The organism is Streptomyces sp. NBC_00536 (assembly GCF_036346295.1).
Taxonomy (GTDB): Bacteria; Actinomycetota; Actinomycetes; order Streptomycetales; family Streptomycetaceae; genus Streptomyces.
On the sequence record NZ_CP107819.1, the window covers coordinates 7,382,445 to 7,409,444 of the forward strand.

Consider the following 27,000-nt stretch of genomic DNA (forward strand, 5'->3'; position numbering starts at 1 on the left):
AATCTTCGATCTGACGCGTGCCGATGTACAGTGAAGACCGCCCTTGACCTGCAGAAAGCAGGCAGGGAGCCGTCTTCGAGGAGTCCACAGTGCTGCGCACTCTGTTCAAGTCCAAGATCCACCGGGCCACCGTCACGCAGGCCGATCTGCACTACGTCGGGTCCGTGACCATCGACGCCGATCTCATGGAGGCGGCGGATCTGCTGCCCGGGGAGCTGGTGCACATCGTCGACATCGACAACGGCGCCCGGCTGGAGACGTATGTCATCGAGGGCGAGCGCGGATCCGGCGTGATCGGGATCAACGGCGCCGCCGCCCATCTGGTGCACCCCGGTGACCTGGTCATCCTCATCAGCTACGGGCAGTTCGAGGACGCCGAGGCGCGCGCGTTCGTGCCGCGGGTGGTGCACGTCGACGCGGACAACCGGATCGTCGAACTGGGCGCGGATCCCGCCGCCCCCGTACCGGGGACGGACCAGCGGCGCAGCCCGCACGCGGTCGCGATCTGAATCCACGGCGCGGGAAGACTGCGTGGGAAGACTGCGCGGGAAGACGGCGCGGGAAAGACAGGGCGAGAGGGTGATGGGCATGGCGATCGAGATCAGGGACGACCGGGCCGCCGGGCGCCTGGAGGCGTACGAGGGCGCGGAGCCGGTCGGCGTGATCGCCTACTTCGTCCTTGGCCCCGGGCCGGGCGCGGGCGCCCTCGTCGCGGTGCACACCGTGGTCGAGCCGGGCCACGAGGGCAAGGGGATCGCCGGGGACCTCGTCCGTACCTTCTACGGCATCGCGGCCGCCGAGCAGGTCGCCGTGGTTCCGCTCTGCCCGTACGCGGCGAGCTGGGCCGCCCGTCACCCCGAGGAGGCGCCGCAGCCGGCGGCCGAGGTCGTGGCCGCGGCGAAGCGGCAGCTGGACTCCGACTCGGCGCTGTGGTGAGCGCCCCGGATGCCCCGGACGCCCCGGACGCCGCTTGCGCCGCTGACGGGCTGACCCTGCTGCACACCTCCCCGGTGCACGTCCCGGTCTTCGACGCGCTGCGGGACCGGCACCACCCGGGAACCGCGCTCCGGCACCTGGTCGTGCCCGGGCTGCTGGCCCGGGCCCGGGTGGCGGGCCCGGCGGCGGTGGCCGGGGAGATCGAATCCCTGCTGGCCGGGCAGGGGAGCGGGGACGGCGCCGTGCTCTGCACCTGTTCGACCATCGGCGCGGTCGCGGAGGACCTCGGCCCGGCGCTGGGCCGCCAGGTGCTGCGGGTCGACCGGCCGATGGCCGCGGCCGCCGTCCGTACGGGCCCCCGCATCGCGGTCCTGGCCACCGTGGAGAGCACCCTCGCCCCGACCCTGGCCCTGCTCCGGGAAGAGGCCGACGCCCTGGACCGGGCACGCCCCGGGTACGCGGCGTCCCTGTCGCTGCGGCCGCAGGTGGTGCCGGGGGCCTGGGAGCGGTTCGAAGCGGGCGACGACGCGGGCTGCCTCGGCCTGGTGGCCGCGGCGGCGGACGCGGTGACCGGCGCGGACGTGATCGTGCTGGCCCAGGTCTCGATGGCGGGCGCGGTGGAGCGGGCCACGACGGACATCCCGCTGCTGTCCAGCCCCTCGGTCGGCCTCGCGGCGGCGGTGGGAGCGCTCCGGCGGGCATAGGGGCCGGGATCGGGGGAAAGTGGGGTTCATGGTGCGAAACACGCTCATGGTGTGCAATGCGGAGAACCGGCCGCATGCAGAAGACAAGCCGCACACGGAGAACCACCCGCCCGGACCGGTACCGGAGCCGGACCCCGTGCCGGAGCCCGAGCCGGACCCGGTGCCGGGCGTACCGTCCGGGTCGCAGCCCGTCCCGGAGCCCGGTGTCCCGGATCCGTTCCCGACCCCCTGGCCCGACCCGGGGGTCCCCGATCCGGGCAGGCCGGACCCGGGAGCGCCGGAACCGGGAGGGCCCGACCCGGCGCCCATGCCCCGGCCCACGCCGCCCGTGCCCGGACCGGTGCCCGAGCCCGACCCGGTTCCGCCGCCGCCGGGGCCCTCGCCGCTCCCGCAGCCCGGACCCCTCAGCTGAGCCGGGCGCCCGGGCCGGGCCGCTAAACGTCGGTGCGGACCTCGGAGCGGTCGCCGCTCCAGAGGGTGTGGAACGAGCCCTCGCGGTCGGTGCGCCGGTAGGTGTGCGCCCCGAAGTAGTCCCGCTGGCCCTGGGTCAGGGCCGCCGGGAGCCGGTCCGCGCGCAGCGCGTCGTAGTACGACAGCGAGGCCGCGAAGGCCGGTACCGGAATGCCCTGGCGGACGGCGGTGGCCAGGACCTCGCGCCAGTCGTCCTGTGCGGCGCCGATCTCCTCGGCGAACCGCTCGTCGGCCAGCAGGCTCGGCAGCTCGGGCCGGGCGTCGTAGGCGGCCCGGATCCGGTCCAGGAAGGCGGCCCGGATGATGCAGCCGCCGCGCCACAGCGAGGCCACCGCGCCCGGGTCCACGCCCCAGCCGTACTCCTCGCTGCCGGCCTGGATCTGGTGGAACCCCTGGGTGTACGAGACGATCTTGGACGCGTACAGCGCCTGCTCCACCCGGGCCGCGAACGCGTCGGCCTCCGCCGCGGGCAGCGCCGAGGCCACCGGGCCGCCCAGCGTCCGTGCCGCCGCGCGCAGGTCCGCGTGGCCGGAGACGGCCCGAGCGAAGACGGCCTCGGCGATCCCGGAGACGGGAACCCCCAGGTCAAGGGCGATCTGCACGGTCCAGCGACCGGTGCCCTTCTGCTCGGCGGCATCGGCCACGATGTCGACGTACGGGCGGCCGGTCGCCGCGTCCGTGTGCGCCAGCACCTCCGCCGTGATCTCGATCAGGTAGGAGTCCAGGCGGCCCCGGTTCCACGCGCGGAAGGTCTCCGCGATCCGGGCGGGGGAGTACCCGGCCACCTCGCGCAGCAGGTGGTAGGCCTCCGCGATCAGCTGCATGTCGGCGTACTCGATGCCGTTGTGCACCATCTTCACGAAGTGGCCCGCGCCGTCGGGGCCCACGTGCGAGGTGCACGGCGTGCCGTCGGCGGCCTTCGCGGAGATCTTCTCCAGCATCGGGCCGAGGGCGTCCCACGACTCGGGCGAGCCGCCGGGCATGATGCTCGGGCCGAGCAGTGCGCCCTCCTCGCCGCCCGAGATGCCCACGCCCACGAAGTGGATGCCCTGCTCGCGCAGTTCGCGCTCGCGGCGCCGGGTGTCCTCGAAGTGCGCGTTGCCGCCGTCGATGATGACGTCGCCCCGCTCCAGCAGCGGCGCGAACTCGCGGATCACGGCGTCGGTGGGCTCGCCGGCCTTCACCATGATGATGAGGCGCCGGGGGCGCTCCAGCGCGTCGACGAACTCCTTCGCCGACTCGGCGGCGATGAAGGTGCCCTCGTGGCCGAATTCCTCGACCAGGGCGCGGGTCTTCGAGACGGTGCGGTTGTGGACCGCGGTGGTGTAGCCGTTGCGGGCGAAGTTCCGGGCGAGGTTGCTGCCCATCACCGCGAGCCCGGTGACGCCGATCTGGGCGGTGCTGCTCATCGTCGCGCTCCTGGTGTGCCTCGGTGTGCCGGGGAGACCTTGCGGCGCCCCGTTGGGTACGGAGGAGGCCGACGCTACCCCGGGACACCCGCTCATCGATCTCCCACACGCGGAGAGCGGCTCAACACCCTTTGCCGCGCGCCCTGTTGCGCCCCTTGTCATGGCCCGGTCGCAGCGTTAGGTTGTGCGGTTCCTGATGTCTTCAAGGGGGCTCCCATGGGCGTACGGGGCCGGCACCGCCGGTACCAGCCGAGCACCATCAACCGGGCCTCGCTGGTGGTGACCGCGGGCGGCGCCGGAATCGCGCTGCCCTTCATCGGCGCCGGCGCCGCCCACGCCGCCACCGTCGACACGTGGAACAAGGTCGCCGCCTGCGAGTCCACGAACAACTGGCACATCAACACCGGAAACGGCTACTACGGCGGGCTCCAGTTCAGCCAGAGCACCTGGCGGGCCTTCGGCGGTACGGCCTACGCCGCCCGGGCCGACCTGGCCACCAGGGACCAGCAGATCGCGGTCGCCGAGAAGGTGCTGGGCTCGCAGGGACCGCAGGCCTGGCCGGTCTGCTCCAAGGAGGCGGGCCTCAGCCGGGGCGGCGCGAAACCCGCGGTGACCCCCCTGGCGCAGACCCCGAAAACACAGGCCGCGCAGACGCCGAAGACGCAGGTCGCGCAGCCCTCGAAGACACAGGCCGCGCAGACCCCCGCGCCGCAGACCCCCGCGCCGCAGGCGCCCAAGCCCGCCGGGCCCACCCCGACGGGGACGACCGTCCTGCCCAACCCGTACGTCGTCGCGCCGGGCGACTCGCTCTCGGCGATCGCGCGGGGCCAGCACGTCGAAGGCGGCTGGCAGGCGCTCTACGAGACCAACCGGGCCACCGTCGGAAGCGATCCCGACCTGATCTTCCCGGGCCAGCGGCTCACCCTGCGGATCACCGCCGCGCCCGTCACGCCGAAGCCCCCGGTCCCGCCGCCGCCCGCGGCCACCCCGGCTCCCGCGCCCACACCCACGCCCAAACCCACTCCCTCGCCCGAGAAGCCGCCGCGCACCGCCGACCCGGTCAAGCCCGTCGAACCGGCGGCGGCCAAGCCGAAGCCCGCCCCGGCCTCGGGCGGATTCACCGCGCCCGTCGAAGCGGAACTGGGCACGGCCTACCACGTCGCGGGTTCCTCATGGTCCAGCGGCTACCACACGGGCGTCGACTTCCCGGTGGCGACCGGCACCTCCGTCAAGGCCGTCGCTCCCGGCGAGGTCGTTTCGGCGGGCTGGGCCGGCGCCTACGGCTACCAGGTCGTGATCCGGCACACCGACGGCCGGTACTCGCAGTACGCCCACCTGTCGGCCCTCGGGGTCAAAGCCGGTCAGCAGGTGAGCGGGGGAGCGCGGATCGGCCGCTCCGGCTCGACCGGCAACACCACCGGACCACACCTGCACTTCGAGATCCGGACGGGGCCCGGTTACGGCACCGACATCGACCCGCTCGCCTACCTGCGCGGGCACGGGGTCAGCATCTGAGGGCGCCGCGGCAGCGGCGGCGGATGACACCCGCAGGCGCGGCGGCACGGCCGTGAGCAGGACCAGGCCGGCCGCCGCGACCGCGGCGCTCAGCAGCGCGCCGAGCGTGCCGAGGGAGCCGTAGCGGAAGCCCTCGCCGAACAGCGTGATGCCGACGCTCGCCGCGACCACCGGATTGACCACGGTCACCGTGGCCAGCGGCGCGGTCAGCCCGGCGCCCCGGTAGGCCGCCTGGGACAGCACCAGTCCGGCGGCCGCGAGCGCGGCGATCGAGGCCAGCTCCGGCACCTGGCCGAGCAGCGCGCCCGCGCCCTGCTCGAAACCTTCCGCCACCGACTTCGTGAACACCGAGCCCATGCCGAAGGCCGTACCGGCCGCGGTCGCCAGCAGCACGCTGCGCAGCACCGGCCGCCGGACCCGGCGGGCGGCGAGGAACAGGAACGCCGACAGTCCGGCCGTCACCGCCAGCAGCAGGGTGCGCTCCCCGCCCGACAGGGTCTGCCCGTCGCGCCCGTCACCGCCGGTGAGGGACAGCAGCCCGGCCAGACCCACCGTGGCCAGCACCGCACCGCGCCAGGCGGCCCGGCCGGCCCGGCGGCCCACGAAGGCGGCGGCCATCGGCAGCGCGAAGACGATCGTGAGTGCGCCGAGCGGCTGCACCAGGCTGAGCGGACCGTACGCCAGCGCCACCACGTGCAGCAGCGCGCCGAGTCCGTTCAGTCCCACGGCCAGCCACCATCCGCCCCTGGCGAGCGGCGCGTACGGCCGCCCGGGGCTGCTTTCCGCCACCCGCTCCTGCACGATCGCGCCGGCCGCGTAGGCGAGCGCGGAGATCAGGCAGAGGAGGACTGACAGGGCTAGGGCACTCATGAGGGCCACAATGCCTGGTCCGGCTTGAGTATTCCTCGTCCCACAGGTGGTGATCGCCTGTACTCCTGGAGTAGTACACGCCTAGCAAAGGTGTAGTTCACGAGTAGTGGAGGAGCCCTCCCTCACCCCGTGGAGGGACGCCCCATTCGCCGCCTCGACGTACATAACGTGATGATCCGACCGCTGCGTGTGAGGTGCCCCGGAGCGGGTTTGGTTCCGGGCGTGTCGGATCCGTACAGTTCTGCTTTTGGGGAGTTCGCGGCACGCGGACGCGGACGAGTTGATCGAGGAACGGCAACGGCCATGACGATGACCGAAGACATCGAAGAGATCCGGACGTACGGCCCGGGCATCGACCCCGAGCGCCTGGCCGTCTGCCTCGCCGTGCTCGACGAGCTGGACAAGCTCGACGTCGACCACCCCGACGCCGTCACCGTACGCCGTGCCACCGCAGGTATCTACCGCACGGTCAAGCAGCGCCGCCGCCAGGACCGCCGCGCCGCCAAGACGGCCAACGACAAGGCCGTCACCGAGGCGACCGCGACCGGCTCCGCCGACCGCATCGATGACGAGACCCAGGGCAACGCCCTGAGCGCCGCGACCAAGGGCCCGGTCGCCGGAATACTCCAGCGCCCGCGCTCCTGCTACGTCTGCAAGACGCGCTACGTCGAGGTCGACGCCTTCTACCACCAGCTCTGCCAGGACTGCGCCGCCTTCAACCGCGCGCGCCGCGACGCCCGTACCGACCTCACCGGCCGCCGCGCCCTGCTCACCGGCGGCCGCGCCAAGATCGGCATGTACATCGCGCTGCGGCTGCTGCGCGACGGCGCCCACACCACCATCACCACCCGCTTCCCGAACGACGCGGTCCGCCGCTTCAAGGCGATGCCCGACAGCCACGAGTGGCTGCACCGCCTGAAGATCGTCGGCATCGACCTGCGCGACCCGGCCCAGGTCGTCGCGCTCGCCGATTCGGTCGCCGGCGAGGGTCCCCTCGACATCCTGATCAACAACGCCGCGCAGACCGTGCGCCGTTCCCCCGGCGCCTACAGCGAGCTGGTCGCCGCCGAGAACGCCCCGCTGCCCGCCGGTGAGCTGCCCGCCTCCGAGGTCATCGGCACCTTCGGCAGCGGAACCGTCGACCGGGTCGCCGCCCTGCCCACCGGCCAGGGCGAGAAGCTCACCGCCCAGGACGTGACCGAGCTGGCGCTGGTCTCCGGTTCGGCTTCACTGGAGCGGATCGCCGCCGGCACCGCGATCGACGCGGGCGGCCTGGTCCCCGACCTGCACGACACCAACAGCTGGATCCAGACGGTGTCCGAGGTGGACCCGATCGAGCTGCTCGAAGTCCAGCTGTGCAACTCCACCGCGCCGTTCATCCTGATCAGCAAGCTGCGCCCGGCCATGGCCGCGGCCGCCGCCGAGCGCCGCTACGTGGTCAACGTCTCCGCGATGGAAGGCGTCTTCAGCCGCGGCTACAAGGGCGCCGGCCACCCGCACACCAACATGGCGAAGGCCGCGCTGAACATGCTGACGCGCACCAGCGCCCAGGAGATGTTCCAGAAGGACCAGATCCTGATGACCGCGGTCGACACCGGCTGGATCACCGACGAGCGCCCGCACCCGGACAAGGTCCGGCTCGCGGAGGAGGGCTTCCACGCCCCGCTCGACCTGGTCGACGGCGCGGCCCGGGTCTACGACCCGATCGTCCGCGGCGAGGCCGGCGAGGACCTGTTCGGCGTCTTCCTCAAGGACTACGCGCCCGGCAACTGGTAGTACGCCCCGGCGGCCACCAGCTCCAGGACCGGCCGCCAGTCCTCCATCACCCCGGCGTCCAGGCCGACGACCTTGCCCGCGTCGTCGGCCTGCCGCAGCGTGACGGCGTCCGCCGCGTCCGGCCCGGCCCCGGGTGCCTCGTACCGGTTCCCGGTCTCCTCGTACCGGCCCCCGGGCTCCCCGTGCCGCTGCGCGGGGACGTGCAGCCGTACCAGCCGGGCCACCCGGTCGCCGAGCAGCGGCCGCAGGGCTTCGGCGGCGAGGCCGGCGTGACCGGCGAAGTCCCCCGGGCGCAGCAGGTGCCCGAGGTCATGCACCAGGCCCGCGACCTGCAGTTCCTTGTCGGAGGGGTGCGAGCGGCGCAGCAGCGCCGCCGTCTGCAGTCCGTGATCGTGCAGATCGACCGGATCGCCGCCGCGGTCGGGCGCGTCCCAGGCCCCGCGGCAGGCGCGCAGCAGCTCCATCAGCTCGTCGACACTGCCGATCATCACCGGCGTTCCGGACCCCTCCACCACGGCTCCCTCCGTCTGCGCACGGCCGCCGTGCGCGAGGCACGGCTCCCGTCGAGTCCCGCCGAGCAGATCAGCCCCATACGGCACACCGGCATACGGCGTCCTGAATTCCGGGGGAAATCAAGAGGTCGAAAGCGGATTTTACCTTTCCATCGAGCGGGGTCCCGCTCATATGTGTACCCTGAAGCACACGGACGGCCCCACCAGGGCCACGCTCCGTATCGAGAACCATGGCGCCACCGCGTCCGGATGTCCTTTTCCCTGCCCGGCAGCGGTACGCCCGCCGGGTTACGCGACACAAAGGAGTGCGCGGTGACACCAGAACTGACCAAGCGTGACCAGGGGCTGATGGAGCGGACGGACTACCGCTCCCGCACCCGCTCGGATGAGCTGGGAAGCCTGGAGGTGTGGGCCAGGTCCGCACCGATCCGGCTCGCCGGGTACGAAGAGGACCTGGCGGAACCGCACATCCTGCCCGGCATCGACTGACCGCAGGCTCCGCCGTGCCCCCGCGCCGATCCGGTGGCGGGGGCACGGTGCGCGCGCCGGACGCCCGCTGACCGTCCGCGCCGATCGCCTCACGGGGGCGCGGGGTTCCCGAACCGCGTACGCCGACAGCGTCATCGCTGTCGGCGATCACCGCTTCCCGCGGCCCGGTCCGCCCGGCAGGCTGACCGGTATGAAGCTGCTGATGCTGGGCGGGACCGAATTCGTGGGCCGGGCGATCACCGAGGACGCCCTGGAGCGGGGCTGGGACGTCACCGTCTTCCACCGGGGGCGGCACGCCCCGCCGCCCGGAGCCGTCTCCCTGCACGGCGACCGTCTGGAGCCCGACGGGCTCGCGGCCCTCGCCACGGGGGAGTGGGACCTGGTCGTCGACACCTGGAGCCACGCCCCCACCGCGGTGCGGGACGCGGCCCGGCTGCTGCACGGCCGGGTCCGGCACTACACGTACATATCCAGCCGGTCCGTCTACACCTACCCGTCGCCCGCCGGCCTCGGCGAGGACGCCCCGCTGGTCGAGGGCTCGCCCGACGCGGAGGCCACCGACTACGCCGAGGACAAGCGGGGCGGCGAGCTGGCCGCCCTCGGTGCCTTCGGCGAGGACCATGCCCTGCTGGTGCGCGCCGGGCTGATCATCGGCCCGTACGAAAACGTCGGGCGGCTGCCCTGGTGGCTGAACCGCGTCGCCCGCGGCGGCCCGCTGCTCGCCCCCGGCCCGCGCGACCTCGCCCTCCAGTACATCGATGTCCGCGACCTCGCGCGCTGGACCCTGGACGCCGCAGCGGCCGGACTGGGTGGTCCCTACGACCTGGTCTCCCCGCTCGGGCACGCCACCATGGGCAGCCTCCTGGATGCCTGCGCCGCCGCCACCGGCGGCCGCGTCGAGCAGCGCTGGACCGACCCGGCGGTGATCGTCAAGGCCGGTATCGAGCCTTGGACGGAGCTGCCGATCTGGCTGCCCCCGGGCGAGCTGTGCGACTACCTGTTCGGCGCGGACGTTTCCAAGGCCCTGGCGGCGGGGCTCACCTGTCGGCCGATCGAGGAGACGACCGCCGACACCTGGGCCTGGCTCCGCTCGCTCGGCGGAGTCGCCCCGCACCGGCCCGACCGCCCGCAGAAGGGCATCACGGCGGAGCGCGAGGCCGAGCTACTCGGGCTCTGACCGGGCACCCCCCAGGCGGGTGGGCGGGAGGTACTCGCCCACCAGCCTGCGGTGCCACCACGCGCCCGTCGCGCGCAGCTCCCGCCAGGTGGTGAACCGGTAGCGGTACACCCGGGCGCGGACATAGCGGGGCGGCCGGTCCGGGAAGGGGTTGTGGCGGATCAGCCGGAGCGTGTCCCGGTCGCCCGCCAGCAGCCGCTCCACGAACGGGCCGAACCAGCCCCGCGCGTAGCCGGGGGAGAGCGCGGCGAACCACATCAGCCAGTCGAGTCGCAGGTGGTACGGGGCGAACTGGCGCGGGATCCGGCGTGGATCGCCCGGTTTGCCCTTGAATCCGTACTCCCGCCAGTCGCCGTCCGCGCGCGGCACCGGGTCGGCGGTCCCCTCCACCACCACCTCGTCGCGGATCCGCCCGACGGTCCCGAACGCCCCGTAGCTGTTGACCAGATGGAGCGCGTCGAAGGAGCGGTTCATCACCTGGCGCCGCGAGAGCAGGTTGCGGACCGGATGCCTGCTGAGCACCAGCACCAGCGCGGTGAGCGCACACACGAGCACCACGTACCAGAGCGGGGCCGGGCGCGCCGCGGCGGCGGGCGGCGGGCCCGCGAGCGCGGTGAAGTCCACGGCGGAGAGTGCGGCCGCGATCGTCACCCAGTTCAGCCAGGCGAAGTTGCCCGACAGCACCAGCCACAGCTGGGTCCCGGCGATCACCCCCGCCGCCACGGACGCCACCGGCTGCGGAGTGAACAGCAGGACGGGCACCAGCAGTTGGGTGACGTGGTTCGCGGCGCACTCCACCCGGTGCACCGGCCGCGGCAGCCGGTGGAAGAACCAGCTCAGCGGCCCCGGCATCGGCTGCGTCTCGTGATGGAAGTACAGGCAGGTCAGCCGCCGCCAGCACGGATCGCCGCGCATCTTGATCAGCCCCGCCCCGAACTCCACCCGGAAGACCACCCAGCGCAGCAGCCACAGCACGAGCACCGGCGGTCCCACCCGGGCATTGCCCAGGAACACCGCGAGGAACCCCACCTCCAGCAGCAGCGACTCCCAGCCGAAGGCGTACCAGGTCTGCCCGACGTTCACGACGGACAGGTACAGCGCCCACAGCAGCGCCCACATCGCCATCGCCGCGCCCAGGGGTACGGCGTCCCCCGCACCCGCCGCGAGCGCCGCCGCCAGCGCCGCACCGGACCAGGCGCAGCAGGCGAAGAGCCGGTCGGAGTAGCGCAGTTGGAACAGGCTGGGCGCCTCCCGGAAGGTGAGGTGGCGGACGTAGCGCGGGACCGGGAGCATGCCGTGGGCGCCGATCAGCGCCCGGAACTGCAGGGCGGCCCCGGCGAAGGCGAGGACGTAGACGCCCGCCAGGGCCCGCTGGAAGACCAGCCGGCCGAGCCAGTAGCCGGGCGCCGTGAACCAGTCCATCGCCTCCAGTATCGGCCGCGGCGGTGTCAGCCGCGCGCCACCAGGGCGCGCAGGGTGCGGCCCAGCAGCCGGGCGTAGCCGAGCTGGAGCACCGGGATCAGCGGACCGGCGAGCCGGGTGTACCAGGCGGCCGGGCGGCTGAAGGCGGTGACCGAGAACCAGACCGAGCCGTCCTCGGCCAGCTCCACCAGGAACGATTCCTCGCCGCATTCGGGATGCCCGTCCAGGGTTCCGTAGGCGAAGCCCACCCGGCCCGGTTCGAAGGCCGTCCAGATCACCTCGCACGGAGCGTCGATCCGCAGCGGCCCGAACCCGATGCCGACCTCGACCCGGCCGCCCGGCCGGACGACCCCGTGCCCGGCCCGGATCCGCATCCCCGTGGCGCGGTGCAGGCGGAAGGTGACGACGGCGGCGCCCGCCGTCTCGAAGGCGGCCCGGCCGTGGCCGACCCGGACCCGGTGCTCCAGATGGTGGTACCCGGCGGGCAGCGGCCGCAACCGGGTCGCCCCGCGGTCGGGATAGCTGACCCGGCCCGGCCGTTCGGCCGCGCCCCGCGGCCGGTGGGCGCCCTCGCTGATGATGCGGGTCATGAGGCGTTCTCCTTCACGAGGTGTTCTCCTTCAGGCGGCGCCAGGCCAGCACCGAGCACAGTGCGAAGCCGAGGGCGTTTCCGAGGCCGTGGGTCGCGGCCATCCAGGTCAGGGTGGGGTGGACGAGGCCGCTCGCCTCGCCCAGCGCCCACCACAGGGCGAGCAGCATGGTGATGCCGAGGACGGCGGCCGAACCGGCGAGCAGCGCCCGGGTGACCCGGTCGCGCGCGGCGGGCCGGATCTCCCGCCAGGTCAGCAGGGCCACCGCCCACATCCCCGAGGTGAGGACGACCGCCCCGGCGAGTTCCGCCCAGTCGTCCACGAAGTACCCGGCGAGCACCAGCAGGGTTCCGCCCGGGACGCTGTACGCCGCCCAGCGCGCCCACGGCCCGGGCGCGGCGGCCCGGCACACGAGCCCCGCGACCAGGGCCGCGGTGAATCCGGCGAAGTGGAAGTGCGGCACCGTCAGGGCCAGGATCTCCAGGTCGAAGCCGAAGAGCCGGTGCCCCGTCCGTTCGGCGACCAGCGCGGCCCCGGCGACGCCGGGGGTGACGAGCGCGGTGAGCACCGCGATCTCGGGCGGCGCGAGCGAGCGGGTGCGCCGCAGCCGGACCGGGGCGTGCAGGGCGAGCGCCACGGTGGCGATCGCGTAGAGCGCGGCGAGCGTGCCCGCGCCCGCGCCGCGGGGCAGCCAGAGGGAGAGGGCGCCGGGGGCGGCGAGCAGGGGCCAGAGCCGGGCGGTCGTGCGCAGCCGGGCCGGGTCGATGAGGCGCAGTCCGGCGGGCACGACGTAGAGCATGCCCAGGGTGACGATGAGGTTCACCAGTATCGTCACCCTGGACAGCCCTCCCCCCGTGCGGCGAACGCTTTGAACGCGTTCAACTCACGGTGGTGAGCCTAGGGGTTCCCTTGAACATGTTCAAGACCGCGTGAGACCCGAGGCGTCCCGGCGCCGCCGACCGGTCGCGCAGCGTGCTCCATCGTGACGCTCCGCTTGCGGCGCCCCCGGACATGCGTCAGACAAGAGGGGAGCAACCGGGCACACCAGGGGCCGACAGGGAGAACTTCGTGACGGATCTGACGGATCTGACGGGCCGGACGCATCAGACGGGTCTGACGCATCAGACGGGTGGGACCGACCGGCACGCACCGCACCCTCCGCCGGACCCTTCGCCGCACCGGGCCCCCGCACGGCCGGCCCGCCGGCACGCCCCGGCGGGCGCCGCCCTCCTCGCCGCCCTCGGCCTGCTCGCCGCGGCCTGCGGCGGCCCCGCGAACGGCTCGGCCGCCCCCGCCGCCGCTCCCGAGAGCCAGGACGTCCAGCTCCTGCCGGTCGCCGCCCCGGGCCCCGACCCCTTCGGCGCCTCCACCGCGACGGCGGAGTCCGCACCGCTGCAACCACCCCTCCCCAACGCCACCGGCGAGGGCATCCGGACCGTCGGCGGCGCCACCCCCGGCCTCTACGGCGGCACCCAGCGGCTCGGCAGCTGCGACGTCGAACGCCAGGTCGGCCACCTCACCTCCGACGACGCCAAGGCGAAGGCCTTCGCCGAGGCCTCCGGCATCGAACGGCCGAAGATCCCCGAGTTCCTGCGCGGCCTGACCCCCATGGTGCTGCGCGCCGACACCCGGGTGACCGGCCACGGCTTCAAGGACGGCCGCGCCACCGGCTTCCAGTCGGTCCTCCAGGCCGGCACCGCCGTCCTCGTCGACAGCCACGGCATGCCCAGGGTCCGCTGCGCCTGCGGCAACCCGCTCCAGTCCCCGCGCGCCGCCAACGGCGCCCCCGTCCTCAAGGGCGACCAGTGGCCCGGCTACGACCCCCACCAGGTCATCGTCATCGAACCGACCGTCCAGGTCATCGACAGCTTCGTCATCGCGAACCTCGGCGACAACACCTGGATCGAGCGCAAGACCGGCGATGACGGGGCCCAGGACAAGAGCCCCCAGGTGCCGCCCCCCTTCGACCCGGCCGACGGGATCGCGCCCGCCGAGCCGGCGGGCCCGGCCGACCCCGCCGCACCGTCGCAGCCCTGCGCCACCCGGGACCCCAACAGCCTGGCCCGCACCGACCCTCCGTCGACGAAACCGTCCGGGAAGCCGTCGACGAAACCGTCCGGCAAGCCGCCCGCGGTGCCGCCGCCCCCCGTCCCGGGCGACTGCCCGCCCTCCGGGCCCGCCACGGTCCCGCCCCCGCCCCGGGACACCGCCCCGAACACCCCGAACACCCCGAACCGGCCCGACCAGCCCGCCCCGCCCACCGCGCCGCGGCCCACCGCTCCGCCGCTGGCCGAGCCCCCGCCCGCCGACGTCCCGCCGGACCTGCCGCCCGGTCCCGACGGGCCGAGCGTGAGCCCGTACGACCCCTACGGTCCCCTCGACCCCGCCAGCCCGCTGCCTCCCGGTGACCGCACGGACCCGACGGTCCCCACCGACCCCCCTGACCCCTACGCCGTCCCCGGGCAGCACTTCACCCCGGATCCGGGCTACTCCTTGGAGAGCGTCTGACCCGCCCGTGTGTCATGGTGGACCGGTGCCGAGCACCGTATCGCTGCCGGACGACTGGCCCGCGCACCCGGACCGGTCGCTCACCCTGAACCGCATGGGCAGCTTCGACTGGGACCTGGTCACCGGACTCATGCACATGGACGCGCCCGCCCTCGACGTCTTCGACACCCTCCCCGCGGACTACGACGAGCGGCCCGAGTCCCTCTCGCCCCGGGTCCCGCCCGCCGAGGCCGTCCGGCTCGACGCGCTCGTCTCCAGCGCCCTCAAGAGCGGGGTGGAGAGCTACGGCGCCTACTTCCGCATCCGCTGCCGCGACGGCCGGCTCCGCTGGACCCACACCCAGGGCCGCGTGATGCGCGACGCGGACGGGCGCCCGTACCGCATCATCGGCATCGTCCGGGACGCGACCGAGGAGCTGAGCCACTCCGCCGAACGCCTCGGGCTGGACGAGGAACGCCGCCGCCAGACCTCCGTGGTCGAGGGCACCACCGCGGCCCTCGCCCACGCGCGCACCGTGCAGGACGTCATCGACGCGCTCAGCGACGCGCACGGCCTGGAACGCCTCGGGACCATGGGCATGGTGATGGGGCTGGTCGAGGCGGGCCGCATCCACCTGGTCGCCGAGGGCCCCGAGGGCAGCTTCGTCCCCGGCACCCGGTACACCCGCATCGACGAGGACTACCCGATGAGCGAGGTGGTCCGCTCGCTCCAGCCGAGGTTCATCGACTCGCAGGAGGAATTCGCCACGTCCTACCCGGAGCTGTGGTCGAAGATCTCCTACATGCGGATCTCGGCCGCCGCCTATCTGCCGCTGATCGCCCAGGCCCGCCCGATCGGCGCGATCGGCCTCCTCTACCAGGACAAGGACGGCTTCACCCAGGACGAACGGAACCTGCTCGTCGCCCTCGGCAGCAGCATCGCCCAGAGCCTCCAGCGCGCGATGCTCCTCGAACAGGAACACGACCTCGCCGAGGGCCTCCAGCAGGCCATGCTGCCGCGCCGGATCCCGGCCGTCCCCGGCGCGCAGATCGCGGTGCGCTACCGCTCCGCCCGGATGGGCCGCGACATCGGCGGCGACTGGTACGACGTCATCCCGCTGCCCGGGGGCCGGGTCGGCGCCGTCATCGGCGACGTCCAGGGACACGACACCCACGCGGCGGCCGTGATGGGCCAGCTCCGCATCGTGCTGCGGGCCTACGCCGCCGAAGGGCACGCGCCCGCCACCGTGATCGCCCGGGCCTCCGTCTTCCTCCACGAACTCGACACCGACCGCTTCGCGACCTGCACCTACGTCGAGGCCGACCTGTCCACCGGGGTCCTCCAGCTGGTCCGCGCCGGGCACCTCGACCCGCTGCTGCGCACGCGCGACGGGGACTGCCGCAGGCTCCCGGTGGAGGGCGGGATGCCGCTCGGCCTCTCGGCGGAGTTCGGCCGCCTGGAGTATCCGGTGACCACGGTGGAACTGGACCCCGGGGAAACGCTTCTCCTGTGCACCGACGGCCTGGTCGAACAGCCCGGCGCCGACCTCGACGATGGGATCCAGCACCTCACCGCCATGGTCCGCTCCGGCCCGGCCGACCTCCAGCTGCTCGCCGACCGGCTGGTCGAGGTCGCCGAAGAGCGGGGCGACGACGACGTGGCCCTCCTGCTGCTGCGCCGCCAGGCCGAGGACGCCCCGCAGGCCGGCGGCCGCCTCCAGCAGCACGTGGCCCCCGGCGACCCCGAAGGCCTCGTCTCCGCCCGGCACATGATCGGCGCGGCCGTCCGGGCCTGGGGCGCCCGGGGTCGGGGCGACGAGATCGAACTCGTCGCGGACGAACTGATCGTGAACGCCCTCATGCACACCGACGGCCCGGCGATCGTCACCCTGCGCGTCCTGACCGGCCCCGAACGCCGCATCCGCGTCGAGGTCGAGGACCGCTCCAGCGCCCTCCCGCGCCGCCGGGAGGCGGGCGACTCGGGGGTCTCGGGCCGCGGGCTGATGCTGGTGGACCGGCTGGCGGACGTCTGGGGCGTGGAGTCCCGGGGCGGCGGCAAATGCGTGTGGTGCGAGTTCGTGATGACGTGACCGCAGCAGCAGCAGCGGAAACGGAACCCGGAACGGAGGCGCAACCGGAACGCGCACCGGCGCCCGGCGCCCCCAAAGTCCATTGCGGCGCCCGGCGGCGGTGACGCAGGATCGACGCGATGACTACCGCCACGCACGACGTCCGCCGGTCGCTGAAGGCCGGAGATCTGCCCGGAGCGCTCCGGGCCCTGCGGCCCCACGCCGAGACCGCCTCACCCGCCGATCTCGCCAAGGCCACCCGGGAACTCGCCGACGCCGCCGGATTCGCCGACCTCGCCCGGGCCGCGAAGACCGCCGCCAAGAACCCCCGGGACCCCCAGGCGCTCTACGACTTCGGCTACGCCTGCGTGGAGCGCGGCGTGTCCTTCCTCGCCGTCGCCCCGCTGCGCCACGCGCTCGCGCTGCTGCCCGATTCCCGCAAGCTCCTCGCCGAACTGGTCTCCGCCCTCGAAGACGGTCACCGGCACGCCGAGGCCGCCGCCCTGCTCGCCGCGCGGGGCGAGCGCCTGCCCGCCTGGCCCGAGACCTACCTGCTGGTCCACAACACCCTGTGCGCGGGGGACTTCGAGGGCGCCCGCGCCGCCGCGATCCGGCTGCCCGCCCCCGAGGACGAGACCTGGCTCGGCGCCCACGGGCGCCAGCGTCGCATGCTGGGCCGCGCCGAACTGGCCCGCGCGGCCGGTCCGCTCGACGGCCGGGACCTGCGCGGCTGGCACTTCGCGCTCACCGGCGCACTGCTGGGCACGCTGTCCCCGTACGGCTACGGCGCGGGGATGACCGGCCGCTACGCCTTCCTCGGCGACAGCCACGCCCTGGCCCGGCGCGGCCTCGACCGCCTCGCGCTCGCCCTGGCCGCCGCCGGGCAGCGCCCGACGACGGTCTCGCTGCTCCCCGGCCGCGCCGACCGGATCCTCGGCCTGGCCGCCGCCGGGGTGCTCGGGCTGCCCGTCGTGCCCTACGCACCGGACCGCGGGGACACGGTCGTCGTCGCCTACGACCTGAACGCCTGCGACCCCGACGTGGTGCGCACCCTGCGCACCCGGGCCACCGGCCAGGTCCTGCACGAACACCTCACCTGCTGGACCGACCCGCCGCCGGTGAGCGCCGACTCCAGCGGGCTCCTGTGCCAGTACGTCATCGCCCCCTGGGCGGCGCACGGCGACCGGCCCGCGGACGAGCGCCCCGAGGCGGACATCGCCCGCGAGATCATCGGCGCCGACACCGAGCCGGACGAGGGCGACGGGGAGACCCCGGCCGACCCGGACGAGGCCTTCCGGGCCTACGCCGCCGCGGTGGCCCCCGGCTGGCTCGGCGGCGCCCGCGACCACATGGGCTCACCGGGACCGGTCCCCGGCTCGCGTTTCGGCTGAGGGCCCGGCACCCTGGGAGGGTGCCGGAGCTGCCGGAGGTCGAGGCCCTGAGGGAGTTCCTCGACGAGCACCTGACCGGGCGGGTGGTGGAGCGCGTCCTCCCGCTCAATGTGAGCATGCTCAAGACCTACGATCCTCCGCTCACCGCCCTCGAAGGGCAGCCCGCGGGAGCCACCGGCCGCCGCGGCAAGTTCCTCGCGCTGCGGATCGGCGAGCTGTACCTCGTCACCCACCTCGCCCGGGCCGGCTGGCTGCGCTGGCACGACACCTTCCCCGAGCGGCCCCCCAAGCCCGGCGGCAAGAGCCCGCTCGCGCTGCGCGTCGTGCTCCGGGGCGGGGGCGGCTTCGACCTCACCGAGGCGGGCACCCAGAAGCGGCTCGCGGTGTACGTCGTCCACGACCCGGGGGAGGTCCCCGGCATCGCCCGGCTCGGACCGGACCCGCTGGCCGAGGGCTTCGGGAGGGCCGAGTTCGCGGCGCTGCTCGCGGACGAGCGGCGCCAGTTGAAGGGGTTCCTGCGCGACCAGAGCGTGCTGGCCGGGATCGGGAACGCGTACAGCGACGAAATCCTGCACCATGCCCGCATGTCGCCCTTCAAACTCGCCTCCTCCCTCGACGAGACCGAGGTGTCCCACCTCTACGAGGCGGTCCGGGCGACCCTGCGCGAGGCGCTCGCGCGCACGCACGGCGTGGCCGCCGGGAGCCTGAAGGCGGAGAAGAAGAGCGGGCTGCGGGTGCACGGGCGGACCGGCGAGGCGTGCCCGGTGTGCGGGGACACCATCCGCTCGGTGTCCTTCGCCGACTCCTCGCTCCAGTACTGCGCCACGTGCCAGACCCAGGGCAAGCCGCTCGCCGACCGGCGCCTCTCCCGCCTGTTGAAGTAGCCGCCTAGGGGGTGTCTGGTGGATCTCCGTGGGGAAGGAGCGGCGTCCGGCGCGTGCTCTCGGTGTGCCGGCCGGGAGTCCGCGTACTGGTTGTACGTGGGCTTTCGGCCGGTGCAGCGAGAGGGCGTGCCGGGCGTCGCGACGCCGCGGAGATCCACCAGACACCCCCTAGACTGGCCGGACCATGTCCGACGAGGAGCAGCAGCCCCGGCAGCCGGCGGCCCGGCCCGGATCGCGCCGGGAGACGGTCACCGGTGTGGCCCGCGGCGGGCGCGGACGGCCGCCCGCGCACACTCCGGCGCGCTCGGAGATCTCCCAGCAGACCTCGCTCGGGGCCACCTACGTCCGCGCCTTGATGCGCAGCCAGTTGAGGGCCGCGCTGGCCGCCCTCGCGGCGCTGCTGGCGCTGGTCGGGACGCTGCCCCTGCTGTTCACCCTGCCGCACGCCGACTCGGGTCCGCTGGTGTGGGTGGGGCTCGGGGTGGTGGTGTACCCGGTGATGTGGCTGATCGCCCGCCGGTACGTGGGACGCGCCGAACGCAACGAGGCCGACTTCACCGGGCTGGTCACGGAACCGGTGAGCCCGGACCACCCGGCCTGACCACCCGGCCTGACCACCCGGCCCGACCGACCGGCCCGCTCGCCCCACCTTCAGAACAGGTGCATCGCCAGATGCCCCAGGGGCAGGCCCAGTTGCCAGGCCGGGGTCCACACCCGGGCGTTCTCGTCCAGCTCCGGCGGAGCGTCCTCCTGGCCGTGCCCTCCCGGGTCGAGGTTGGTGGCGAACAGTTCGGTCCGCTCCAGCCAGCTCCAGGCGTCCCGGGCCAGCTCCAGGTCCGGATCCTCGCCCGCGCCGCGCTCCCGGGCCTCCTCGCCCAGCTGGAGGAACCTGGTCTGCACCCAGTCCCGCCAGGGATGACCGTAGGCCGTCAGGGAGAGCCACTCGTCGAGCTGCGAGACCACCCGGATCCCGGACAGTTCACCGGCGGCGTCGGAGAGGTAGATCGTCAGGGCCAGGGTGTCCCGCCCGGCCCGGAATTCCAGGGTGCTGACCGGGATCAGCCGTCCCGTGCGCAGCAGTTCGTCCGCGATGTACTCGGCGTAGAGCCACGCCATGGGCACCGCGAGCCCGCCGTCACTGGTGCCGTTCATACCCTCGGGCTGCACCGTTCCACCTTCTCCCGCGTGTCGAGCTTCCCGCCGTCGGTCAGAGCCTTCCCTCCGAGCCTCGCAGGACGGGCGATGTTTACTCAACTTGGAGGGTCCAACAGCGAATTGGATGCGCTGTGCGTCCACTTCGGTCATACCTTGAGCGGTTCTCGGCCAGTTCGCGAGCCGGGGCCTTCGGTCAGGGCCTTCGGCCGGGGCCGCGCGCGGCCTCACGCGCCGAGCCCGTACCCGTACCCCTGGAGACCCTTGCGCAGGGCCCGCAACGCGTAGTGCGTACGGGACTTGACGGTTCCGGCCGGTATGCCGAGTTCCTCGGCGGCCTCCGCGACCGAGCGGTCGCGGAAGTAGACCTGCATCAGCACCTCGCGGTGTTCCGGGCCCAGACTGCCCACCGCCCGGCGGACGTCGATCGCGGTGACCGAGCGGGAGACCCCGTCCCGGGGCGCGGGCGTCTGGTCCAGGCCCTCCGGCTCGACCTCCTGGGGGCGCGAGAGCCGGGCCCGGCGCGCGTCGATCGCGAGCCGCCGCCCCACCGTGAACAGCCAGGGCCGCATGGAGGCGTGGGGGCTCTCCAGCACCTCGGGGTGCTGCCAGGCGCGCACCAGGGTTTCCTGCACCAGGTCCTCGGCGCGCTGCGCGTCGCCGTTGCAGAGGCCGAGGAGGAATCCGAACAGAGCCCGTCCGTGCTCGCGCTGGAGTGCGGCGAGCGCCTCGGGGTCGGTGCGGCAGAGGGTGGGGGAGGGGGGCACCGATGGCTCCTTCCGGGGTGGGTGCGGATCGACACCACCACCCTGACCTGCGGTGGGCCGCCCGGGAACCATCGGGTGGCGCCGCTGCGCCCAAGCACCCGGGCCGTCCGGTGGGCGGCCCCCTTCGGCGGTGAACGGTCGAACGGCGCGGTGAACGGCAGGCCGTCGTGGGGCGGGGCGGCGCCGCCATGAGAGTGACTGCGGGTGCGACCGGCGGAGCCGTTCCTTGACTTGTGACGCCCGCACTCAAGGATTCAGGTCATCGGATTGTCCTATGAATGGGAGCCGGACCAGATGACCAAGCGCACGCGGCGGGCCGTAGCGGTCCTGTCGGCCGTCCTGCTCTCCGCCGCGGCCGCGGCGGGCTGCTCCGGCTCACCGGACACCGGCGGGACCAAAGGACCCACGGGAACCAAAGGAACCACGGGGCGCACGGGAGGCACGGGAAGCACGGGCAGCACGGCGACCAAGGCGTCCCCCGGCACCACGCCGACCGCCGGCAAGGGCTTCACCCTGGTCGCGAGCGGCGACGTGCTCCCGCACACCTCGATCATCAGCGCCGCCGCCACCGGGGGCGGCGGCTACGACTTCAAACCGATGTTCTCGGGCGTCAAGGACCTGGTCTCCGCCGCCGACCTGGCGCTCTGTCACAGCGAAACCGTCTACGGCGAGGAGGGCGGTCCCTTCACGGGATACCCGGACTTCGTCTCCCCGCCGCAGGTGGCCGAGGGACTCAAGGACGCCGGGTACGACGGGTGCTCGACCGCCTCGAACCACACCCTGGACGACGGAGCCGACGGGCTGAAGCGGACCCTGGACACCTTCGACAAGGCGGGCCTGAAACACGCCGGTTCGGCCCGGACGGCCGCCGAGGCGGCCACCGTGACGACGTACGCGGCGGGCGGCGCCAAGGTAGCGCACCTCGCCTACACCTACGACACCAACGACCACCCGATGCCCGAAGGACAGCCCTGGGCGGTCAACCTGATGGAACAGGAGAAGATCGTCGCCGACGCCCGGGCGGCCCGGAAGGCGGGCGCGGACGTGGTGCTGGTCAGCCTGCACTGGGGCACCGAATGGCAGACCGCGCCCGACGAGCGCCAGCTCACGCTCGGCAAGGCGCTCACCGCCTCGACGAGCGGCGGCCGGCCCGACATCGACATGATCCTCGGCACGCACGCGCACATCCCGCAGGCGTACGAGAAGGTCAACGGCACCTGGATCATCTACGGCATGGGGGACCAGGTCGCGGGAGAGATGTTCAACGACGAGGGCGCCCGCGACCTGCGCGGCAACTACGGCTCGATCGGCCGTTTCACCTTCGCTCCCCCCGCCGCGCCCGGGCAGCCCTGGCGGGTCACCAAGGCCGAGTACGTCCCGCAGATGATGGACCTCGCGGCGGGCAGGGTCGTCAACCTCCCGGCGGGCCTGGCCAAGGACCCCGACCACGAGGGGTACAAGAGCGCCGAGGAGGCCATCAGCGAGGCCGTGCTCAGCCGCGGCGCGGCCAAGGACGGTCTGACGCTCGGAAAGTGACACCGGCGGGTCCGGCACGGCGCCGGCGGTGACGCCACCGGCGACCCGGCCATCCGGCGCCTCCCGCTACGGGACCACCGTCACCGGCCAGCGCCCCGCCTTGACCAGCCGGACCGCCACGGACCCGATGATCCGGTGCCCGGCCTGCTCGGAGGCGCCGACCACCACCGCGTCCGCGGTCAGCTCCTCGGCGGCGCTCACCAGCCCCGCGTACGGGTCCCCGCGGAAGGTGTGGAACTGCCAGCGCACCTCGAAGATGCCCTTCAGGCGCTCCGCGGACTCCCGGATCTCGGCGACGATCCCCTCCGCGATCTCCTCGGTCGTGCCGGCCACCGGCGCGCCCATGGCCGCCCCGGCCGGGATCACCGGCTGGACGTAGACCAGCGCCAGGAGGGCGTTCTGGCGCCGGGCCAGCCCCGCCGCGTAGGCGGCCGCCCGCAGTGACGAATCGGATCCGTCAACCCCGGCGAGGATCACCTTCGGACCGTCGGTACCCCGCTCGAACCCCGTGCTCACGTGCTCTGTCACCCCACAGAGGTTAGTGCGTTCGGCGCGCGGACCGGCGCGCGCCTCCCTACAGTGCGAACCATGAGTGCCACCGTGGAGGAGACCCGCGGGACCCGGAACCGCTTCCTGAACCGGGTGCCCGACGGATTCGGCGCGTTCTTCGGAACGCTCGGCCTGGTGTGCGCCGTACTGGCGCTGTCCCCGACGCTGCGGAAGCTGCTGCGGCCCGTGGTCCGCTTCCTCGACATGTTCGTCGTCCCGGTCAGCGAGAACCTCGCCTACGCCGTCTTCCTCTTCCTGCTCGCCGCGGCCCTCGGCACCCGCAAGAAGGTCGCCTGGTGGATCGTCGTCACCTATCTGGCCCTGCTGATCCTGGTCGACGTCCTCATCCTCGTGGACGGGGACTACTGGGTCGCCATCGTCTCGGGCGTCATCGCCATCGCCGCGATGGTCCTGCTGATCGCCGCCCGCCAGGAGTTCTACGCCGCCTCCCGGCCCGGCGCCCTGTGGCGCGCCCTGCTCGTCCTCGGCCTCGGGCTGCTCGCCGCCGTCTTCGTCGGCTGGGGGCTCGTCGCGATCTTCCCCGGCAGCCTGCCGGAGGGGCAGCGGCTGGACTGGGCCGCCAAACAGGTCTTCGGCGGGCTCTTCTCAGCCCGCCAGTTCGACGGCCACCCGCCCCGGCCCCTCTACTTCCTGCTCGGCCTCTTCGGCGCCGTCGCCCTGCTGAACGCCGCCTCCACCCTCTTCCGCTCCCAGCGCATGACCGCCGCCCTGCACGGCGACGAGGAACCGCGCATCCGGGCCCTGCTCGGCGCCTACGGCCGCAATGACTCCCTCGGCTACTTCGCCACCCGCCGCGACAAGGCCGTCGTCTTCGCCCCCAGCGGCAAGGCCGCCGTCACCTACCGCGTCGAGGCGGGCGTCTGCCTGGCCAGCGGCGACCCGGTCGGCGACCCCGGCGCCTGGACCCCGGCCATCGACTCCTGGCTCGCCGTGGCCCGCCGCCACGGCTGGCAGCCCGCCGTGATGGGAGCCTCCGAGGAGGGCGCGACCGCCTTCGCCCGCTCCGGGCTCAGCGCCCTCCAGCTCGGCGACGAGGCGATCTTGAACGTCGCCCACTTCGACCTCGACGGCCGCGACATGCGCGTCACCCGCCAGGCCGTCAACCGGGTCCGGCGCACCGGCGCCTCCACCGTCATCCGCCGCCACTCCGCCCTCACCGAGGAGGAGATGCAGCGGATCGTCGACCGCGCGGACAAGTGGCGCGACACCGAGACCGAGCGCGGCTTCTCCATGGCGCTGGACCGGCTCGGCGACCCCACCGACGGGGACTGCCTGCTCGTCGAGGCCTTCGACGCACAGGGCGAACTCATCGCCCTGCTGTCCTTCGTCCCCTGGGGCAAGGACGGCATCTCCCTCGACCTGATGCGCCGTGACCGCGCCGCGCCCAACGGCGTCATGGAGTTCATGGTCGCCGAACTGTGCGCGGCCGCCCCGAAACTGGGCGTCCGCCGGATCTCCCTCAACTTCGCCGTCTTCCGCTCCGCCTTCGAGGAGGGCGGCCGGATCGGCGCGGGCCCCATCCTGAAGCTGTGGCGCAAGCTCCTGCTGTTCTTCTCCAAGTGGTGGCAGCTGGAGGCCCTGTACCGGTCGAACGTCAAATACGGCCCCGAGTGGTACCCGCGCTTCCTCTGCTACCAGGACGCGGGCTCCCTCGCCCGGGTCAGCCTGGCCTCCGGCATCGCCGAGGGGTTCGTCTCCGTACCGAGCCTGCGCACCCTGTGGGGCAACGGGCACCCCAAGGGGGTGACGGCCCCCGCCACCACCGCGGGGCTGCCCTCGATCGCCTCCCTGAACCTCGACACCGTGGGCGAGGACACCCGGGACAGCGCCGAGAAGCTGCCCGAACAGGTCCGGGTCCGGCACCGCAAACTGGAGCGGATCCGGGCCGGCGGCACCGACCCCTACCCGGTCGGCATCCGCCAGCGCACCCACACCGTGGCGCAGCTGCGTGCCGCGCACCCCGGCTACCCGCCCGGCGCCCGCACCGGCGAACAGGTCACCGTCGCCGGACGCGTGATGGTCGTGCGCGACCTCGGCGGGGTGGTCTTCGCGGTGCTCCGCGACTGGACCGGGGACGTCCAGCTGATGTTCACCCGCGACGAGGCCGGGACCGAGGTGCTCGGCACCTTCACCACCCAGGTGGACTTCGGTGACCACGTCGTCGCGAGCGGCGAGATCGGCAGCAGCCGCAACGGCGAACTCTCCGTCGTCGTGGGCTCCTGGCAGCTCACCGGCAAGTGCCTGCGCCCGCTGCCCGACAAGCGCAAGGGCCTGGCCGACCCCGAGGCCCGGGTCCGGCGGCGCTACCTGGACCTGGTGGCCAGCCCCGAGGCGCGCGAGGTCGTACGGGCCCGCTCGACCGCCGTGCAGGCACTGCGCCAGGGACTGCTGGAGCGCGGCTACCTGGAGGTCGAGACCCCGATGCTCCAGCAGATCCACGGCGGCGCCAACGCCCGCCCGTTCCGCACCCACATCAACGCCTACGACATGGACCTCTACCTGCGCATCGCGCCCGAGCTGTACCTCAAGCGGCTGTGCGTCGGCGGGATGGAGAAGGTCTTCGAGATGGGCCGCACCTTCCGCAACGAAGGGGTCTCCTACAAGCACAACCCCGAGTTCACGATGCTGGAGGCCTACCAGGCCTTCGCCGACTACGACGTCATGCTCGACCTGACCCGGGAACTGATCCAGGGCGCCGCGACCGCCGCCTTCGGCTCCCCGATCGCGCACAAGGCGGGACCCGACGGGACGCTCGTCGTCCACGACATCTCCGGCGCCTGGCCCGTGAAGACGATGTACGGGGCGATCAGCGAGGCGCTCGGCGAAGAGGTGGACGCGGACACCGGGGAGGAGACGCTGCGCCGCCACTGCGACCGTGCCGGAGTGCCGCACACCCCGGAGAACACCCGCGGTGACGTGGTCCTGGAGATGTACGAGCGGCTGGTCGAGGAGCGGACCCTGCTCCCCACCTTCTACAAGGACTTCCCGACGGACGTCTCGCCGCTCACCCGCCAGCACCGCAAGGACCCCCGGCTCGCGGAGCGCTGGGACCTGGTCGCCTTCGGCACCGAGCTGGGCACCGCCTACTCGGAGCTGACCGACCCGGTCGAGCAGCGGCGCAGGCTCACCGCCCAGTCGCTGCTGGCGGCGGGCGGCGACCCGGAGGCGATGGAGATCGACAACGACTTCCTGGACGCGCTGGAGTACGCCATGCCGCCCACCGGCGGGCTGGGCATCGGGGTGGACCGGCTCGTCATGTTCCTCACCGGTCTGACGATCCGCGAGACGCTTCCGTTCCCGCTGGTGCGCCAGAGCTGATCGGGTGAGGGCGCCGGTGGCGCGTCCGCGTCTCCGGCCCTCCGCGGCGGTGTCGTTGATACGTAGTAGTAATGAAAACTGACGAGCCGACAGTAGGGCGACGCGTGCTCCTGCGTTCCGCCGTCTTCCTCGGAATCGCCGCCGCGGCCTCCGGCCTGCTCGGCGAGGAGGAGGCCGCGGATCCCGCCCGGCCCGGCGCTCCCGGCGCGGGTGGCGGCGCGGGGGCGCCCGGAGCCCCCGCGCCGAACCGGCAGGGCGCGCCCTCGAACGCGTACCGGCTGAGCCCGATGACCGCCGACGCGCCGCCCCGGTACCAGCGGGCCAAGCCCGCCGTCCGCACCCGTCCCATCCTGGAACTCTCCGGCGCGCCCGGCGCCCCGGCCGTCGGCAGCCAGATGGTGCTCACCTTCGACGACGGCCCCGACCCCCGCTACACCCCCGGGATCCTGGACACCCTCGCCCGGTACGGGGTCCGCGCGATGTTCTTCGTCTGCGGGGAGATGGCCACCGACAACCGGGACCTGATCCGGCGGATGGCCGACGAGGGGCACGTCATCGGCAACCACACCTGGACCCACCCGCTCATCCCGACGCTCACCCGGCCCGGCCTCGCCTCCGAGATCGGCCGCACGAGCGAGGTCGTACAGCAGGTCACGGGGGAGGCGCCGCAGTGGTTCCGGGCGCCGTACGGCGCGTGGAACCGGGCCGCCTTCGAGATCGGCGCGGAGCTGGGGATGGAGCCGCTCGCCTGGACCGTGGACACGCTGGACTGGACCGAGCCGGGCACCCCCACGATCGTCTCGCGGGTGCTCAAGGGGGCCGCTCCCGGGGTGATCGTGCTCTCGCACGACGCGGGCGGCAACCGGACGCAGAGCGTCCAGGCGCTGGGCGAATACCTGCCCCAACTCCTGGCCCGCGGCTACCGGATGACCCTGCCGGGCCTGCGGTCCCACTGA

General features: G+C 73.5%; 23 protein-coding genes and 1 pseudogene. 15 read left to right on the plus strand and 9 right to left on the minus strand.

From position 1 onward, the window contains the following. The first annotated feature begins 89 nt into the window (after nucleotides 1-89). The 3 genes from panD (at nucleotide 90) to OHS33_RS31480 (ending at nucleotide 1,640) form a co-directional block, all read left to right on the plus strand. Nucleotides 90-509, plus strand: a complete 420-nt coding sequence (gene panD / locus OHS33_RS31470) for an aspartate 1-decarboxylase (RefSeq protein WP_330333802.1) — start codon at nucleotides 90-92, stop codon at nucleotides 507-509. Nucleotides 510-588: 79 nt separating this feature from the next. Beyond that, nucleotides 589-936: a GNAT family N-acetyltransferase gene (locus OHS33_RS31475; RefSeq protein ID WP_330333803.1), complete on the plus strand. Its 348-nt coding sequence runs from the start codon at nucleotides 589-591 to the stop codon at nucleotides 934-936. After that, the gene (locus OHS33_RS31480) at nucleotides 933-1,640 is read left to right on the plus strand and encodes an arylsulfatase (RefSeq protein WP_330333804.1); all 708 of its coding nucleotides are present in this window, start codon (nucleotides 933-935) and stop codon (nucleotides 1,638-1,640) included. The genes OHS33_RS31475 and OHS33_RS31480 overlap by 4 nt, the downstream gene beginning before the upstream one ends. 434 nt (nucleotides 1,641-2,074) lie before the next feature. Here the strand turns inward: OHS33_RS31480 and gndA are convergent, their stop codons facing one another. Further along, a complete protein-coding gene (gene gndA / locus OHS33_RS31485; RefSeq protein ID WP_330333805.1) occupies nucleotides 2,075-3,520 on the minus strand; it encodes an NADP-dependent phosphogluconate dehydrogenase in 1,446 nt (481 codons plus the stop codon). A gap of 216 nt (nucleotides 3,521-3,736) precedes the next feature. Here gndA and OHS33_RS31490 point away from each other — a divergent pair, with 216 nt between their 5' ends. Continuing rightward, nucleotides 3,737-5,035, plus strand: a complete 1,299-nt coding sequence (locus OHS33_RS31490; protein ID WP_330333806.1) for a transglycosylase family protein — start codon at nucleotides 3,737-3,739, stop codon at nucleotides 5,033-5,035. 84 nt (nucleotides 5,036-5,119) lie between these two features. Here the strand turns inward: OHS33_RS31490 and OHS33_RS31495 are convergent. Beyond that, nucleotides 5,120-5,905 (minus strand): annotated as a pseudogene (locus OHS33_RS31495) (DMT family transporter); the annotation flags it as partial. A gap of 303 nt (nucleotides 5,906-6,208) precedes the next feature. On the opposite strand from OHS33_RS31495, the gene OHS33_RS31500 reads away from it, so the two are divergent. Beyond that, the gene (locus OHS33_RS31500; RefSeq protein ID WP_330333807.1) at nucleotides 6,209-7,681 is read left to right on the plus strand and encodes an SDR family NAD(P)-dependent oxidoreductase; all 1,473 of its coding nucleotides are present in this window, start codon (nucleotides 6,209-6,211) and stop codon (nucleotides 7,679-7,681) included. Here OHS33_RS31500 and OHS33_RS31505 read toward each other — a convergent pair. Further along, nucleotides 7,660-8,169: an HD domain-containing protein gene (locus tag OHS33_RS31505; RefSeq protein ID WP_443065482.1), complete on the minus strand. Its 510-nt coding sequence runs from the start codon at nucleotides 8,167-8,169 to the stop codon at nucleotides 7,660-7,662. The genes OHS33_RS31500 and OHS33_RS31505 overlap by 22 nt on opposite strands. A 336-nt stretch (nucleotides 8,170-8,505) precedes the next feature. Between OHS33_RS31505 and OHS33_RS31510 the strand changes: the two genes are divergently transcribed. Then, nucleotides 8,506-8,682, plus strand: a complete 177-nt coding sequence (locus OHS33_RS31510; RefSeq protein WP_330333808.1) for a hypothetical protein — start codon at nucleotides 8,506-8,508, stop codon at nucleotides 8,680-8,682. A 190-nt stretch (nucleotides 8,683-8,872) separates the two neighbouring features. Continuing rightward, entirely contained in the window at nucleotides 8,873-9,859 is a 987-nt protein-coding gene (locus OHS33_RS31515; protein ID WP_330333809.1) for an NAD-dependent epimerase/dehydratase family protein, read from the plus strand. On the opposite strand, the gene OHS33_RS31520 is transcribed toward OHS33_RS31515, so the two are convergent. Genes OHS33_RS31520 through OHS33_RS31530 form a run of 3 tightly spaced genes read right to left on the minus strand, consistent with a single transcriptional unit; the run spans nucleotide 9,845 to nucleotide 12,706 of the window. Further along, a complete protein-coding gene (locus tag OHS33_RS31520) occupies nucleotides 9,845-11,281 on the minus strand; it encodes a lipase maturation factor family protein (RefSeq protein WP_330333810.1) in 1,437 nt (478 codons plus the stop codon). The two genes, OHS33_RS31515 and OHS33_RS31520, sit on opposite strands and share 15 nt — an antisense overlap. 26 nt (nucleotides 11,282-11,307) lie before the next feature. Continuing rightward, entirely contained in the window at nucleotides 11,308-11,871 is a 564-nt protein-coding gene (locus OHS33_RS31525; RefSeq protein ID WP_330333811.1) for a DUF1990 family protein, read from the minus strand. Nucleotides 11,872-11,884: 13 nt separating this feature from the next. Beyond that, nucleotides 11,885-12,706 carry a YndJ family protein gene (locus OHS33_RS31530; protein ID WP_330333812.1) on the minus strand — a complete coding sequence of 274 codons (822 nt, stop codon included), beginning with the start codon at nucleotides 12,704-12,706 and terminating at the stop codon, nucleotides 11,885-11,887. A gap of 233 nt (nucleotides 12,707-12,939) precedes the next feature. On the opposite strand from OHS33_RS31530, the gene OHS33_RS31535 reads away from it, so the two are divergent. The 5 genes from OHS33_RS31535 to OHS33_RS31555 all read left to right on the plus strand — a co-directional run bounded on the left by OHS33_RS31535 (nucleotide 12,940) and on the right by OHS33_RS31555 (nucleotide 19,302). After that, nucleotides 12,940-14,379, plus strand: a complete 1,440-nt coding sequence (locus OHS33_RS31535) for a DUF6777 domain-containing protein (protein ID WP_330333813.1) — start codon at nucleotides 12,940-12,942, stop codon at nucleotides 14,377-14,379. A 7-nt stretch (nucleotides 14,380-14,386) separates the two neighbouring features. Next, nucleotides 14,387-16,447 (plus strand): SpoIIE family protein phosphatase, encoded by a 2,061-nt coding sequence (locus tag OHS33_RS31540; RefSeq protein WP_330333814.1) that lies wholly within the window; start codon nucleotides 14,387-14,389, stop codon nucleotides 16,445-16,447. Between the two features lie 119 nt (nucleotides 16,448-16,566). Then, entirely contained in the window at nucleotides 16,567-17,817 is a 1,251-nt protein-coding gene (locus OHS33_RS31545) for a hypothetical protein (RefSeq protein WP_330333815.1), read from the plus strand. Nucleotides 17,818-17,837: 20 nt separating this feature from the next. Continuing rightward, entirely contained in the window at nucleotides 17,838-18,701 is an 864-nt protein-coding gene (locus tag OHS33_RS31550; protein WP_330333816.1) for an Fpg/Nei family DNA glycosylase, read from the plus strand. Between the two features lie 184 nt (nucleotides 18,702-18,885). Beyond that, a complete protein-coding gene (locus tag OHS33_RS31555) occupies nucleotides 18,886-19,302 on the plus strand; it encodes a hypothetical protein (RefSeq protein WP_330333817.1) in 417 nt (138 codons plus the stop codon). 50 nt (nucleotides 19,303-19,352) lie between these two features. Here the strand turns inward: OHS33_RS31555 and OHS33_RS31560 are convergent, their stop codons facing one another. After that, nucleotides 19,353-19,853, minus strand: coding sequence for a hypothetical protein (locus OHS33_RS31560; RefSeq protein WP_330333818.1), 501 nt, complete (start codon nucleotides 19,851-19,853; stop codon nucleotides 19,353-19,355). Between the two features lie 227 nt (nucleotides 19,854-20,080). Then, on the minus strand, nucleotides 20,081-20,620 hold the full coding sequence (locus tag OHS33_RS31565) for a sigma-70 family RNA polymerase sigma factor (protein WP_330333819.1): 540 nt from the start codon (nucleotides 20,618-20,620) through the stop codon (nucleotides 20,081-20,083). A 294-nt stretch (nucleotides 20,621-20,914) separates the two neighbouring features. On the opposite strand from OHS33_RS31565, the gene OHS33_RS31570 reads away from it, so the two are divergent. Then, complete coding sequence (locus OHS33_RS31570; RefSeq protein WP_330333820.1) at nucleotides 20,915-22,156, plus strand: CapA family protein; 1,242 nt, start codon at nucleotides 20,915-20,917, stop codon at nucleotides 22,154-22,156. A 66-nt stretch (nucleotides 22,157-22,222) separates the two neighbouring features. Here OHS33_RS31570 and OHS33_RS31575 read toward each other — a convergent pair whose 3' ends face one another. Then, nucleotides 22,223-22,684 carry a universal stress protein gene (locus OHS33_RS31575; protein WP_330333821.1) on the minus strand — a complete coding sequence of 154 codons (462 nt, stop codon included), beginning with the start codon at nucleotides 22,682-22,684 and terminating at the stop codon, nucleotides 22,223-22,225. Nucleotides 22,685-22,744: 60 nt separating this feature from the next. Between OHS33_RS31575 and lysX the strand changes: the two genes are divergently transcribed. After that, a complete protein-coding gene (gene lysX / locus OHS33_RS31580; RefSeq protein WP_330333822.1) occupies nucleotides 22,745-26,044 on the plus strand; it encodes a bifunctional lysylphosphatidylglycerol synthetase/lysine--tRNA ligase LysX in 3,300 nt (1,099 codons plus the stop codon). A gap of 71 nt (nucleotides 26,045-26,115) precedes the next feature. Continuing rightward, nucleotides 26,116-27,000 carry a polysaccharide deacetylase family protein gene (locus OHS33_RS31585; RefSeq protein WP_330333823.1) on the plus strand — a complete coding sequence of 295 codons (885 nt, stop codon included), beginning with the start codon at nucleotides 26,116-26,118 and terminating at the stop codon, nucleotides 26,998-27,000.